This window comes from Glycomyces buryatensis, from assembly GCF_004912275.1.
Classification (GTDB): domain Bacteria; phylum Actinomycetota; class Actinomycetes; order Mycobacteriales; family Micromonosporaceae; genus Glycomyces; species Glycomyces buryatensis.
On record NZ_STGY01000030.1, the window covers coordinates 1 to 13426 of the forward strand.

Annotated in this window: 13 protein-coding genes; all 13 read right to left on the reverse strand. The window is 72.6% G+C overall.

All coding sequences use genetic code 11. The features are described 5' to 3' along the window. Positions 1-502: 502 nt before the first annotated feature. Positions 503-1240: an adenosylcobinamide-GDP ribazoletransferase gene (locus tag FAB82_RS08165; RefSeq protein WP_168801490.1), complete on the reverse strand. Its 738-nt coding sequence runs from the start codon at positions 1238-1240 to the stop codon at positions 503-505. Positions 1241-1248: 8 nt separating this feature from the next. After that, entirely contained in the window at positions 1249-2292 is a 1044-nt protein-coding gene (gene cobT / locus FAB82_RS08170; protein WP_136534053.1) for a nicotinate-nucleotide--dimethylbenzimidazole phosphoribosyltransferase, read from the reverse strand. Continuing rightward, complete coding sequence (gene cobC, locus FAB82_RS08175; RefSeq protein ID WP_136534054.1) at positions 2289-3923, reverse strand: Rv2231c family histidinol phosphate aminotransferase CobC; 1635 nt, start codon at positions 3921-3923, stop codon at positions 2289-2291. Before cobC ends, cobT begins: the two co-directional genes overlap by 4 nt. After that, positions 3920-4846, reverse strand: a complete 927-nt coding sequence (locus FAB82_RS27930; protein WP_136534055.1) for a sirohydrochlorin chelatase — start codon at positions 4844-4846, stop codon at positions 3920-3922. The genes cobC and FAB82_RS27930 overlap by 4 nt, the downstream gene beginning before the upstream one ends. Further along, entirely contained in the window at positions 4843-5454 is a 612-nt protein-coding gene (locus tag FAB82_RS08185) for a precorrin-8X methylmutase (RefSeq protein ID WP_136534073.1), read from the reverse strand. Before FAB82_RS08185 ends, FAB82_RS27930 begins: the two co-directional genes overlap by 4 nt. A 5-nt stretch (positions 5455-5459) precedes the next feature. Then, entirely contained in the window at positions 5460-5678 is a 219-nt protein-coding gene (locus FAB82_RS08190) for a 4Fe-4S dicluster domain-containing protein (protein ID WP_246039510.1), read from the reverse strand. Positions 5679-5692: 14 nt separating this feature from the next. Further along, positions 5693-7405, reverse strand: coding sequence for a precorrin-3B C(17)-methyltransferase (cobJ, locus tag FAB82_RS08195; protein ID WP_211116458.1), 1713 nt, complete (start codon positions 7403-7405; stop codon positions 5693-5695). Then, positions 7402-8676, reverse strand: coding sequence for a precorrin-6y C5,15-methyltransferase (decarboxylating) subunit CbiE (gene cbiE, locus FAB82_RS08200; RefSeq protein ID WP_168801491.1), 1275 nt, complete (start codon positions 8674-8676; stop codon positions 7402-7404). The genes cobJ and cbiE overlap by 4 nt, the downstream gene beginning before the upstream one ends. Continuing rightward, positions 8673-9854 (reverse strand): cobalt-precorrin-5B (C(1))-methyltransferase, encoded by a 1182-nt coding sequence (locus tag FAB82_RS08205; RefSeq protein ID WP_425461577.1) that lies wholly within the window; start codon positions 9852-9854, stop codon positions 8673-8675. The genes cbiE and FAB82_RS08205 overlap by 4 nt, the downstream gene beginning before the upstream one ends. Before the next feature lie 101 nt (positions 9855-9955). Continuing rightward, positions 9956-10726: a precorrin-4 C(11)-methyltransferase gene (gene cobM / locus FAB82_RS08210; protein WP_136534058.1), complete on the reverse strand. Its 771-nt coding sequence runs from the start codon at positions 10724-10726 to the stop codon at positions 9956-9958. Next, on the reverse strand, positions 10723-11436 hold the full coding sequence (gene cobI / locus FAB82_RS08215; protein ID WP_136534059.1) for a precorrin-2 C(20)-methyltransferase: 714 nt from the start codon (positions 11434-11436) through the stop codon (positions 10723-10725). Before cobI ends, cobM begins: the two co-directional genes overlap by 4 nt. Positions 11437-11467: 31 nt before the next feature. After that, complete coding sequence (locus FAB82_RS08220) at positions 11468-12832, reverse strand: cobyrinic acid a,c-diamide synthase CobB (RefSeq protein WP_136534060.1); 1365 nt, start codon at positions 12830-12832, stop codon at positions 11468-11470. Next, positions 12826-13422 (reverse strand): cob(I)yrinic acid a,c-diamide adenosyltransferase, encoded by a 597-nt coding sequence (cobO, locus tag FAB82_RS08225; RefSeq protein WP_136534061.1) that lies wholly within the window; start codon positions 13420-13422, stop codon positions 12826-12828. The genes FAB82_RS08220 and cobO overlap by 7 nt, the downstream gene beginning before the upstream one ends. Positions 13423-13426 lie beyond the last annotated feature (4 nt).

Genomic DNA, 13426 nt, shown 5'->3' on the forward strand with positions numbered 1-13426 from the left:
ACGGACCCGAGCTCGAGCTCGACGGCGCCTCGCGCCTGCCCTCTTCCGACAGTCCCGCACGCGCAGCCCGGCATTGGAACCACCGGCCCCGCCCGAGCCGCCGCTCCGCCGAGCCTGGCCCCGCCGCAACGCATTCCGGCCCGACCCCGGCAACGCACCCTGGGGCGGTCCCTTCACCACTCCATCGCTGACCGCCTGAACCGCAACAGCGATGCCATCAGGGCCCGGAGACGCACCGCCGGCCGCGCTGCCACCACTCCATCGCCGAGGGCCCGAACACCAACCGACGACCAACCCCACCCTCGGCAGGCCACCCCGACCAGCTCTCCCCGCCACGCCGTCGCCGAGAGCCTGAACGCCTTGGGAACTGCCACCCAGCCCCAGCAGCGCACCCAGGACCGGCCCACCACCTTGCCATCGTCGAGAGCCCAGACCCCAACCGAAGCGCTGCCGGGTACATATCGCCGCTAACTCAACGACATTGCGGTGGACCACGGTCGGTTCAGAACAGCTTGGCGCACAGCGCAAGTGCGGCCAGGGCGGCGATTTCGGCCATGACGGCCGCCGCTCCCATGGTGTCGCCGCTGGGGCCGAGGCGTCTTCTCCAGCGACGGGCGGCGAGGTCGGCCGTCAGGAGGCCCGCCGCGACGGCGGCGAGAGCCGCCAGCGGGCCAATTCCGCTCGCGTAGCCGAGGCCGGCCGCGATCGCGACGCTCCACAGTGCCGCCGCGCTCACGGCGAGTCGGGTGGTCGCGGCCGCCGGGCCCGCCGCCAGCGAGGCCCTTCCCGGTTTGGTCCGGTACAGCAGCCAGACCAGGGTGAGGCGCCCGACCACGGGGGCGAGGGCGATCGCCCACCAGCCGCCGGGTTCTGGGATGACCGTCGCGAGCAGCGCGAACCGAAGCAGCAGGGTCGTCCCCAGTGCGGCCGCGCCGACCGCGCCGATGCGCGGGTCCTTCATGACCTCCCTGACCTGTTCGGGCGGGCGGCGGCTGGCCATGCCGTCGGCGGTGTCGGCCAGGCCGTCCAGGTGAAGGCCGCCCGTGACCGCGAAGTCGAGCGCCAGCACCAGTGCGGCGGCCAGCAGCGGGCCGCCGATGTGGCCACCGGCCCAGGCGGCGGCCGCCCAGCCCAGGCCGATGGCCAACCCCGCCAAAGGGAACGCGGCAATGGCACTGCTCTTAAGCGGCCAGCCGCCGCGCACCGGCAGGACGGTCAAGAAGCCGAGCGCATCGCGCACCGGCCGCATCAGTTACCGAGTTCGTCGAGCCCGGCCACGTCGCGGAGGACCGCCGCCGCACTCTGGACGATCGGGACGGCCAGCAGCGCGCCTGTGCCCTCGCCGAGGCGCAGCTCCAGGTCGAGGAGCGGCGCGAGGCCCAGGTGGCGCAGGCCCACGGCCGCACCGGGTTCGACCGACTGGTGTCCGGCGATCATGTAGCCGGTCGCGTCCGGGCAGAGGGACGCCGCCGCGAGCGCGGCGGCCACGGTGTTGACGCCGTCGAGCAGCACCGGAACGCGACGGGCGGCGGCGGCGAGCACCACTCCGACGAGGGCCGCGTGCTCGAGGCCGCCGAGGGAGGCGAGGGTGCCAAGCGGGTCGCGGCTCGCGCCGTGACGTGCGAGGGCGTCGGCGACCACCTCGATCTTGAGGTCGAGAGTCTTGTCGTCGATCCCGGTTCCGCGCCCGGTGGCCTGGTCGGCGCGGGCGCCGGTGTAGGCGGCGATGAGCGCGGCCGAGGGCGTGGTGTTGGCGATGCCCATGTCGCCCAGGGCGATCAGGTCGGCTCCGGTCTCGATCATGCGGTCGGCGAGGGCGGCCCCATTGTCCACTGCGGCGGCGCACTCGTCCTCGGTCATGGCGGGCTCGACGCGGAGGTCGCTGGTGCCCTTGCGGATGTCGGCGCGGCGGACGACCGGGTGGTCGGCGGCCGGCGTGACCATGCCGGCGTCGAGGACGGCGACCATGGTTCCGGTGGTGGAGGCAATGGCGTTCGCGCTGGCGCGGCCGGAGCAGAAGCTCTCGACCATGAGGGTGGTGATCTCCTGCGGCCAGGGGCTGACGCCCTGGGTGTGCACACCGTGGTCGCCGGCGGCGATGATGAGACCGGGGTTCGCGATGGCGGGCGGGGGGCAGGCGCGGGCGATGGCGGACAGCTGCGCCCCCAGGGTTTCGAGGCGCCCGAGGCTGCCGGGAGGCTTGGCGAGGCCGGCGTGGCGCTCGGCGGCCATGACGGCGAAGCGGGATTCGACCGGTTGGACGGACTCGATGAGGGTGGCGAGCTGGTTCATTTGTCACCTTTCAGGTTGCGGATGATCGCCGTCCGAAGTTCATCGGTGATCGACTGATCGCGCACGGCGATGCGGAGGTAGTGGGGATCGAGTCCGGGGAAGGTCTCGCCGCGGCGTAGCGCGAGACCGTCGGCGAGCAGGCGAGCACGCAAATCGGTGCGTGCTGCTCTGACGAGGATGAAGTTAGCGGAACCGGGCCAGACCCGCAGGTCGGATATCCGACTCAGGGCGTCCGTGAGCGCTTCTCTTTCGCGGGCAACGCGTCCGGCTCGTTCGCGGCGTTCCGGTTCGGCCTCGGCACAGGCCTCGATTGCCTCCAGGGCGAGGGTGCCGACGGACCAGGGCTGCCGGGCCGCGGCGAGGCGGGAGACGAGTTCGGGCTCGGCGAGGAGGTAGCCGGTCCGCAGCCCGGCGAGGCCCCACAGTTTGGTCAGGCTGCGCACGACGACCAGACCGGGCAGGTCGCCGCGTTCGGCAAGTTCCCCGCCGTCGGGGAGGAAGTCGGCGAAGGCCTCGTCGATGACGACGGTCCGGCCCGGGCGGCACAGGCCCTCGATGAGCCCGACCGGATCGAGCGCACCGGTGGGGTTGTCGGGGCGGGTGATGAGCACGAAGTCGGCCTCGTCCGGAATATCGGCCGGGTCCAGGCGCCACGCCTCGGGTTCGCGGAATACCCGCTGGACGCGAACGCCCGCGTTCCGCAGGGCGGCTTCGCCTTCGGTGAAGGTGGGGTGGACGCACACCGCGTGACGGGGCCGGAGGGCGTGGGCGAGCAGCCAGAAGGCCTCGGCGGCGCCATTGAGGACGAGGCATTCGGTCTCGCGGCGGCCGTGGCGGTTCGCGGCGGCGGCGCGGGCTCGGGTCTGGTCGGGGTAGGCGGCGAGGTCGCCCACGGACCTCGCGAGCCGTTCGGCCAGCCAGGTCGGCGGACCCGCGAGGACATTGACGGCCAGGTCGATCGTTCCGGCGGGGACCTGGGTGTCGCCGTGGTCCCGCAGCCAGTCCTCCCCGGCCTCGGAGGTTTCTATCGTTTGATCGAAAGTCGCCGCGGCGGTTTCGATCGCTCGATCGGGAGCGGGCAGGGGAAGGGCCCGTCCGGCCACGACGAGTTCACAGGCTTCGGCGGCCCCGCTGATCACCTGCACCACCTCGCCGTGGAGGTCGAGCCAACGGCGGGAGGCGGCGTGCGGCGGGATGAGGCCGCCACCCGGCTGCCCGGCGGTGACGATGACCGGTCCCGGCCGGGCCTTCGCGAGTTCGCACCAGTAGGCCGCCTTGGCGAGGACTCCGTCCCAGCCGGCACGTCCGGCCGCGCCGAGCCCGGCGACCTCGGCGTCGGTCCACAGGTCGGCCTCGGTCATCTGGCGGGTGACCCATCCGTCGAGGTCGTCGACGAGGACGCAGGTCTCGGGCGGCAATTCGCGAAGCGTCGTGGCGATGTCGGCGCCCTCGACGGTCGACCAGCCGGCCGGTCGGCGTTTTCTATGGGCGGCAATGCGTTCGGCCATCTCGTCGTCGGTGGCCGCGCCCGTCGCAAGGTAGGCGACGGGCAGACCGGCCCGCACGGCCAGGCGTTCGGCCCGGGCGCTCTTTCCGGATCGGGTGCCGCCCAGGACGAGCCGGAGGGTCACTTCGCGGCCTCCGCATGGTGATGGTGGCCGTGGGCATCGTCGTGGTGGTGATCGTGGTGGTGGCCGTGGGTGTCGGGGTCGTCGGGGTGGAAGTGGAGGGTCTGGGGCTCCCCCACGCGGTGTTCGAAGCCCGGCAAAGCGACGCGGTACTGGCAGGTGTCGCAGTTGACGCGCACCTGTCCGGCCTCGGCCTCGTCCGCGCGGGCCAGGAGCGCCCGGGCGACGGCCCGGTCCGGGCCGAGGTATGGCGCGTCGACGACCGTGACGTCGGGGTGCGCGGTTGACCACTCAAGGGTCTGAGCGCGGATGCGCCGCTCCAGGACCCCGGTGAAGAGGAAGTACGGCAGGAGCGCGATCCGCTTGGCGCCCAGGGCACGGCAGCGTTCGAGCGCCTCCGGTACCGATGGCTGGGCGAGGCTGACGAACCCGGCCTCGACAATCGGCCAGGGGCGGCCCTCCCACAGCATCCGGGCGGCCTTGAACAGGTCGCCATTGGCGTCCGGGTCGGAGGTGCCGCGTCCGATGAGGATGACGGCGGTCTCCTCCCGCAGTTCCTCCGGAACCGCCTCGCACAGGCGCCGGTCGACCAGATCCAGGATCTCGGGACGAATACCAAGGGGGGCACCGTAGGTGAAGGCGACCTGCGGGTGACGGTCGCGTTCGGCGGCGATCGCGGCCGGGACGTCGCCCTTGGCGTGGCCCGCCCCGAGCAGCACCAGCGGCGTGACCGTCATGCGATCGACGCCGTCGGCCACCGCGGCGGCCACGCTCTCGCTGATCGGCGGCGGGCACAGCTCCAGGAAGGACAGGTCGACCCGCAGGCCGGGGCGCAGTGCCCGGACCTCTTCGAGCAATTCGAACGCCTCTTTTTGGCCGGCATCGTCGACCGTGCCGTGCCCGATGATCATCAGCTGGTGGCTCATGACGGATTCTCCTCAATGTAGGTGGATGCGGAGTACAAGAGGGCGTTGACGGCCGAGGCGGCGACGGCCGATCCGCCCAGTTCGGACCGGTTCGAGGCCGCGGGCAGGCCCGAGTCGCGCAGGGCCGCTTTGGATTCGGTCGCGCCCACGAATCCGACCGGCAGGCCGACGACCAGGGCCGGGTCGATCGCGCGGGCGATGACGGCCTCCAAGGCGGTCGGCGCATTCCCCACCACCCAGACCGCTCCGGGCCCCAGGCGTTCGGCGGCCAGTTCGATCGCCGCCGCGCTGCGGGTGGTGCCCCGTTCCCTGGCGTACTCGGCCACGCCGTCCCAGCTCAGCGGCACTTCGACCGCGGTGCTGGTGATCCCGGCGGCGACCATGCGGCTGTCGGCGACGATCGGCGCACCCGCACGCAGGGCCTCCCAGCCGCGCCGCAGCGAGGACTCGTCCAGGACAAGGTCGTCGGCGTAGCGTACGTCCGCCGCCGAGTGGATGACCCGTTCGGTGACGGCCCGGCACAGCGGCGCCGAGCCGGACAGATCCACTCTGGAGGCGAGGATGCGCATGCTCTCGACCTCGATGGGGTGCACCCGGTCTCGTCCCATGGTCCTCATCGACGCACCTCCGCGAGCGGAAGAATGGCCTCTGCGGGGCAGACCTCGGCGCATTCGCCGCAGCCGGTGCAGAGTTCGGGCAGGACGACCAGGGGGGTCCGGCCGCCGGGGGTGGGCCGCAGGCATCGCTCCGGGCAGGTGCGCAGGCAGGCCCCGCAGGCGGTGCAGTCGGCGGTGACGATGAAGGGACCGTCGTGGAGCATCGACCCGGCCATCACGTCTCGTCCATTCAGATCGTTCCCGTCCGGTACCCGCGCGGGGTGACCATGCGGCCGGCGATCGTGCGGGTGCGGCTGGTGCCCACCAAGACCAGGGTGGTCATCTGCACCGAGGCCACGTCGAGTCCGCCGAGCGTGGTCACCGTGATCTCCTGGTCCGGCCGTTCGGCGTCGCGGACGATCCCCACCGGCGTCTCGGCATCCCGGTGCCGCAGCAGGATCTCGCGCGCCCGGCCCAGTTGCCAGTCACGGCCGGCGCTGCGGGGGTTGTAGAAGGCGATCGCCAGGTCGGCCTGCGCGGCGGCCTCGACCCGCGCTTCGATGCGCTCCCAAGGGGTCATGAGGTCCGACAGCGAGATGTAGCAGTGGTCGTGTCCGAAGGGGGCGCCAAGCAGGGCGCTGGAGGCCAGCGCGGCGGTCACTCCGGGTACGACCGCAACGTCGATATCGGCCCCCGCCAGCTCCAGGGTCGGCGAGGCCATGGCGTAGATGCCGACGTCGCCGGATCCGACGAGGGCGACGGCGCGGCCCGACCGGGCGAGTTCGACGGCCCGTTCGGCGCGCGCGACCTCCTGGCCGAGTCCGAAGCGTTCGAGGACGGCGCCGCGGGAGGTCCAGCGGGCGGCCTGGTCGACATAGGGTCCGTATCCGATGACGACCTCGGCGGCGGCCAGTTCGGCGGCGGCGCGGGGAACGGTGAGGTCCTCCGAGCCGGGCCCGAGGGAGACGAGGGCGAGCCGTCCGCGCATGGGCCGCCGGGCGATGGCGACGGTGGCCATGGCGCTGCGCCGCTTGGCCACCAGGAGTTCCCCGCCGAGGTGGAGCGCGGAGGCCTCCGCGACGGACGGGGTGCCGACGGCACCGCGGACCACTTCGGAGGGGTTGGGCACCTCGATGGCGGCGAGAGTGTCGGGGGTCAGGTGCACGATTGACAACCCGCGGGCGAAGGCCGCCTCGTTGATCCCGGTCTCGTCGGCCTTGAGATCGACGGTGGCGGCGGTGTGGACGGAGAGGGGGGAGAGTCCGGCGTCGGCGAGGGCGAGGTCGATGAGGTCGCCGACTTCGGCGGCGGTGACCCCGCGGGAGGAACCGATGCCGAGGACGAGTGAAGGGGGGCGGTAGTAGACGGTCGGGCCGGTCTGCGGTGCGACGCGATCGGTGATTCGCAGTTGCGGCGCGGCGGGATCCTCGGTGATCGGCGCGGGGACGGGGCCCAACGGCCAGGCGAGTTCTCGCTCCACGCGGACCTTGCCTCCGGAGAGGAGGTGTCCGCCGACGGCGGCGAGGTCGCCTTCGGCGCGGACGCCGAAACGTTCGCCGAGCGAGCCGAGGCTCGGCAGGTCGGCGGCCTCGGATGCGGTGGTGACGACGGGCGTGGCACGGAGGTGTCCGGCGATGCGAGTGGCCAGGGCGTTGGCGCCGCCCTCGTGTCCGCCGCAGAGGCTGATGGCGAAGCGCCCGATGTCGTCCACGCAGACGACGGCGGGGTCGGTCCGCTTGTCGCTCAGGTGCGGGGCGATGAGTCGCACGGCGGCGCCGGTGGCCATGACGAGGACCAGTGCGGACGCCTGCGGCCACGCCTCGGCGATGACGTCGCGGGGTTTGCCTTGCCGCGCTTCGGTTCCCAGGTGCGCGGCGAGATCGGCGGCGAGGCGGCGGCCGTTCTCGGTGGCGGCCAGGACAACGGGCGCGGGGGCTGCCGGGGTGCCTTCGGGTCCGGTCACGGGTGTTCTCCTTGGACGAGCAGCACGGGATTGCGCGGGGCCAGGCGGTGGCCGTCCCCGAGCGGCACGAGGTCGGAGACCTCGATGAGCTGAGCGGTGGCGCGCCATCCGGCGGCTTCGAGTCGCCGCATGGCCGGGGCGACGCGTTCGATGGTGGCCAGCGCGATCACGATCCGGTCCCGGCAGCGGGAGGCGGCGAGGTCGATGATCGGCTCCAGGTCGGGTCCTCCCCCGCCGATGAGGACGGCGTCGGGGTCGGGCAGCTTCGCCAGCGCGTCGGGCGCGGCGCCGTGGACGGTCCCGATGCCGACACCGAAGGCGGCGGCATTGGCGCGGGCCCGTTCGAGCTGGGCGGCGTCCCGGTCCAGGGCGATGACGCCCGCCCCGAGCGCGGCGGCCTCTACGGCGGCACTGCCTGAGCCGCAACCGATGTCCCAAAGCAGGCGGCCGGGTCCGGGGCCGAGGGCGGCCAGCGCGGCGGCCCGGACGGCAGGTTTGGTGATCTGGCCGTCCCTGTGCTCGAAGTCCTCGACCGGACGTCCCCACTGGGTGGCGGCACGGGTGTGGGCGAGGGCCGTCGGCGAGGCCGCCGCGCTCGGGGCGGCTTCGGCGTTCATATTTCGCGTCTCGTCCAGCACGAGCATGACGTTCGGGTCCGCGAAGCTCCGCTTCGCGGCCTCGGTCAGGTCATAGCTCGTCACCGCTTCGTCCCGATGGCCCAGCCGCTCTGCGACCACCACTCGCCTGGGGCCGCAACCTGAATCGAGGAGCGCCTGCGCGATGACGGCCGGAGTGGTCCGGTCGTCGGTGAGGATCGCTACCTTCGCGCCGTGCAGGGCCGTCGCGAATGCCGGTCGCGGGTCGCGGCCGTGGGCGGACACGACCAAGGCGTCCTCCCAGGTCAGTCCGATTCGGGCGAAGGCTCCCGCCACCGAGGAGGCCGCGGGGTGGATTTCTATCGGGCGATCGATTTCGCCGAGGCGGCGGAGGATGCCGAACCAGCCGGGGTCGCCTGAGGCCAGGACCGCGACCGGGCCTGGCACCGCGCTGATCGCCTCGATCACCGCGTCCAGGTTCCCGGCGATGGGGATCGTGGCGATCCCGGCCGGAGAGTGGGCTTCCAGGTGGCGCTTGCCGCCCGCGACGGCGAGGACATCGGCCGGGATCGGCCGGGCCAGGTGCCCTGAAGGGTCGACGCCGATGACGGTGACGGTGAACGGACTGCGGTCGTCACCTGAGGCGGAGGCGGGCAGGGCGGTCGGGCAGGTCACGGCCGCCTCCATATGTCCGGGTCGGTGCCCGTGGGGGCCAGGCGCTGCGGGGCGTGGGTGCTCCAGGCGACCGGTTTCAGGTCGTCGAAGTCCACCAGGACGGCGTCGACCTCCAGTTCGCCGCCGTTGTGCTTCGCCCAGGCGGCCAGGTTGATCGCCACGTCGTCGCAGAGCGTGTCGCCCGCCGCCTCCAGCAGGCCGGCCCGGGACCACAGTTCGTAGGCGTGTCGGCCGGTATTGGCCTCCCCCACCTGCTGCGCCAGTTCGGGGTCGCCGCCCGCGCGGGCGGTGACCTCGGCCAGGTAGCCGGTGTCCACTCTGGACTTCGTGTAGTGGGTCATCATGACGCCCGCACCGAGTTTCGCCAGCTTCCCCGCCATCCCGACGAACACGAGCCGCCGCAGTCCGGCCTCGACGCAGCGTTCGACCGCCGCTCCGGTGAAGTCGCCGACCTCCGTGAAGCACACCTCGTCGAGGCCGGGCATGAGGCCGATCGCGGCGCGCTCGGTGCGCCCGCCGGTGGTCAGGACGCAAGTGTCGTTCCCGGCGGCGGCCATGACGTCGACCGCCTGGAGCACCGAGGCCCGCCAGGCCGCCGTCGAGAAGGGACGGACGATGCCGGTGGTGCCGAGGATCGAGATGCCGCCCATGATTCCCAAGCGGGCGTTGGTGGTCCGTTTGGCCATTCGCTCGCCTTCGGGGACCGACACGACCACGTCCACGCCGCGCCGACGGTAGGGATCGCAGACCTCTTCGACCGTTATGCGGATCATCTGGCGCGGGGTGCCGTTGATGGCGGGCCCGCCGACCTCGAGTCCGAGGCCCGGCCTGGTCACCACGCCGACGCCCTCGCCGCCGTAGAGGTGCACGCCGGGCTCATTGCTCCAGGCGACCGTGGCGGTCAGGTGCGCGCCGTTGGTGACGTCGGGGTCATCCCCGGCGTCCTTGACGACCACCGCTTCGGCCGTGTCCCCGATGGTCTCGCAACGGTCGACGTCGAACTGGACGCGGCGGCCGATCGGCAGCCACACGTCGACCTTCTCGCTGCGTTTGCCGGTGGCGAGCAGCAGGACCGCGGCCTTCGCGGCGGCGGTGGCGCAGGCGCCCGTGGTGAAGCCGGTCCGCAGGGCCTTGCCGTCCCGGACCTTCGCGGTTCGCGGCAGGTCCGGTTCGACCAGGTCGCGCGGGGCCGCCGGGGGCGGCGAGGACCGCTCCACGTGCAATGGCCCGGCCTTGGCCCGCTTGGGGAGCCGGGACGGGAAGGAGCGCGGCCCGCCGCTCACGCCGCCCTCGCGGGCCGGTAGGTGTGGGCGAACGTCGGCGAGTAGAGGTGGCTGCGGGTGCCCTCGGCGCCGAGCGCGGGCCCGACCAGCACCAGCGTGTGCATGGTGACCTGCATGGCGCGCACGGTCTTCGCGAGCTCGTCGAGGCGGCAGGTCTCGATGCGTTCCTCCGGCCAGGAGACGCGGTAGCCGATGACGCAGGGCGTCTCGGGCGCGTATCCGCCCGCGAGGAGTTCGGACTGGAGCTTCTTCGGCCGGGACGCGGAGAGGAACAGCGCGAGGGTCGTGCCGTGGCGGGCGAACGAGGCCAGGTCCTCGCCCTCGGGCATGGGAGTGCGCGTCGCCATCCGGGTCATGACGACCGACTGCGCCACTTCGGGAATGGTCAGTTCGCGGCAGACCGCGGCGGCGGTCGCGGCCACCGAGGTCACTCCCGGGACCACCTCGACGTCGAGGTCGAAGGCGCTGACGGCCTCCAGCTGCTCCTGCATGGCTCCGTATATCGACGGGTCGCCCGAGTGGAGCCGGACGACCGTCAGGCCCTCGGCCTCGGCCCGGCGGTAGACGTCGAGGACGTCTTCGAGGGTCATCTCCTTGGAGTCGTGCACCTCGGCCCCGGGCCTGGCGTGGGCGAGCACGTCCTCGTGGACGAGGCTCGACGCCCACACCACGACATCGGCCTCGCCGATCACCTTGGCCGCGCGCACGGTCAGCAGGTCGGGCGCGCCCGGCCCGGCCCCCACGAACCAGATTTTCGCTCTGCTCATGGACGTTCCTCTCGTTCGGGGGTGATGATGACGGTCGAGAGGTACGGGGCGGGCGTGTGCGGCACCTCGGTGCGGACGTCCTCGTCGGCGTGGCCCAGGTGCGCGCCGAACACGGCGCGGTCCAGCGCCCCGGCCTCCTCCAACACGGTCCTGATCTCCGGGAGCTTCCGGCCGCCCTTGTAGAGGACGACGGTCCCGCCCGCGTCGACGGCGTCGCGGATGCGGGCGGTCCCGGCGGTGATCGGCATGAGGTGGAGCGGCTCGTCGTGCTCACACAGCACCGTGCCGGTGCGGGAGGCCAGGTCCTGCATCGCCGTGATGCCCGGGACCGTCCGCACGACGGCGTCGGGGACGAGGCGGCGGACCTCGCGGGCCAGATAGGCGAAGGTGGAGTAGACGTTCGGGTCGCCGATGGTCGCGAACGCGGCGGTGCCTCCGGCGGCGACGACGTCGGCGACCTTGTCGGCCGCCCTGGCCCAGGCGATGTCCCGGTGCTCCCTGTCGAGTTCGAACACCAGGCGGTGGATCGGCTTGTCATGCGGCACATGGTGGGCCACCACCCGTTCGGCGTAGCCGGGCTCGTCCGGGGACGAGGAGGCCGCGACGGGCACGAAGACGCGGTCGGCCCGCAGCAGGGCGTCGCGTCCCTTGACGGTGATGAGGTCGGGGTCGCCGGGTCCGGTGCCGACGCCGATGAGGGTTCCGCTCATGTTGCTGCCTCCTGTGCGAGTGCGGATGTCACTAGTGGGTGGCCGGTGGTGCCGGGTGAGGCTGGCTCCGGCCACCCACTAGCGACCGTGCCATCTCGGGCACGGCGGCCCAGGCGGTATGGAGATAACTGGCGCAGAGATTCGGGCGGGCGAAGCCCTCAGGCTCTCCCCCGTCGATCGTCCAGGCGGGGTTCGCCCCGGCGCGCGGACGGACGGTGGTGCGGTGGAACTCGTGACCGCGCACCTCGGTCCCCTGCCGCCCGAGGGGGTTCGGGCCCGCGATCCGGGCGGTGCGGTAGCCGAGGGTGAGCCGCTCGGTGAACTCGGCCTCGGCATCGATGAGCCCGACCAGCTCGTGCCCGTCCAGGCTGCGGCACAGATACAGCAGGCCGCCGCATTCGGCGACGATCGCGCCGCCGCGCCCGGCCAGGTCCCGCAGCTCGCGGGCCAGACCGGCGTTGGCGCCGAGTTCGGCCGCATAGACCTCCGGGAAACCGCCGCCGAGATAGACCGCGCCGGTCCCCTCGGGCAGGGCTTCGTCGCGCAGCGGATCGAAGTCGGCGACCTCGGCACCGACACCGGCCAGCAGCTCCCGGTGCTCGGCGTAGACGAACGTGAACGCCGGGCCTCCCGCGACGGCGACCACCGGTCGGCCGGGCACTGGCCGGGTCTCGGGGCGCCACGGTTCAGCGTCGAGATCCGGTGCGGTGCGGGCGATGCGCAGCACCGCATCCACGTCCACGCCGTCGCCGACGGTGCGGCCCAGGGACTCCACGAAGGCCAGCGCCTCCGGCCGCCGTTCGGCGACCGGCACCAGGCCCAGGTGCCGCGACGGCGTCTCCAGCCCCGCGCCGCGCCGCAGCACCCCGACCACCGGTATTCCCAACGGCGCCAGCGCCTCCCGAAGGATCGCCTCATGCCGTGGGGACGCCACTCGGTTGAGCACGATGCCGGCCACCCGGATCGTCGGGTCGAAGCTCGCGAAGCCGTGGACCTCGGCGGCGACCGAGCGCGACTGCGAGGACGCGTCGACCACCAGGATCACCGGGGCGTCGAGCAGCCGGGCTACGTGCGCGGTGGAGGCCTCGTCGGTCCCGCCCCTGCCGTCGAACAGACCCATGACGCCCTCGATGACCGAGACGTCGGCACCGTCGGCGCCGTGCAGGAACAGCGGCGCGATCAGGTCGGGGCCGTGCATGAACGCGTCGAGATTGCGCGGCGCTCGGCCGCAGGCGAGCGCGTGATAGCCGGGGTCGATGAAGTCCGGCCCGACCTTGTGGCCGGAGACCTTCAGCCCCTTGGCGGCCAGCGCGGCCATGAGCCCGGTGGCCACGGTGGTCTTTCCGACGCCCGAGCGGGTCCCGGCGACGACGACGCGCGGCGCGGTCCTCACCATTCGATGCCCTTCTGGCCCCGCCAGCCCTGGTCGAGGGGGTGCTTGACCTTCGTCATCTCGGTGACCAGGTCGGCGGCGTCGATGAGCTCTTGCGGGGCGTCCCGGCCGGTGATCATGACGTACTGCCAGCCGGTCCGGTTCTTCAGTACCTCGACGACTTCGGCGGTGTCGACCCAGCCCCACTTCATCGGGTAGGTGAATTCGTCGAGGAGGTAGAAGCGGTAGCGTTCCTCGGCGAGGCAGCGCTTGACCTCCTCCCAGCCCTCGCGGGCCAGGTCGGCCGACTCGGCGGGGTCGCGGGAGGTCCAGGACCAGCCGTCGCCCATCTTGAACCAGTCGATCCCGCCGAGCTTCTCGGCGGCGGCCTGCTCGCCGACCCGCCATTTCCCCGATTTCACGAACTGGAACACGGCGATGGGCCAGTCCTGGCTCCAGGCGCGCATCATCATGCCGAAGGCGGCGGTGGACTTGCCCTTGCCCTTGCCGGTGTGGACCATGAGCAGCGGCGTCTCGCGTTTGCGGCGCCGCGGCTGGGTGTCGGCGGTGGCCTCGGCGGTGGCCCCGTCGTACTGGCTCTTCTGTTCGGTCATGGGT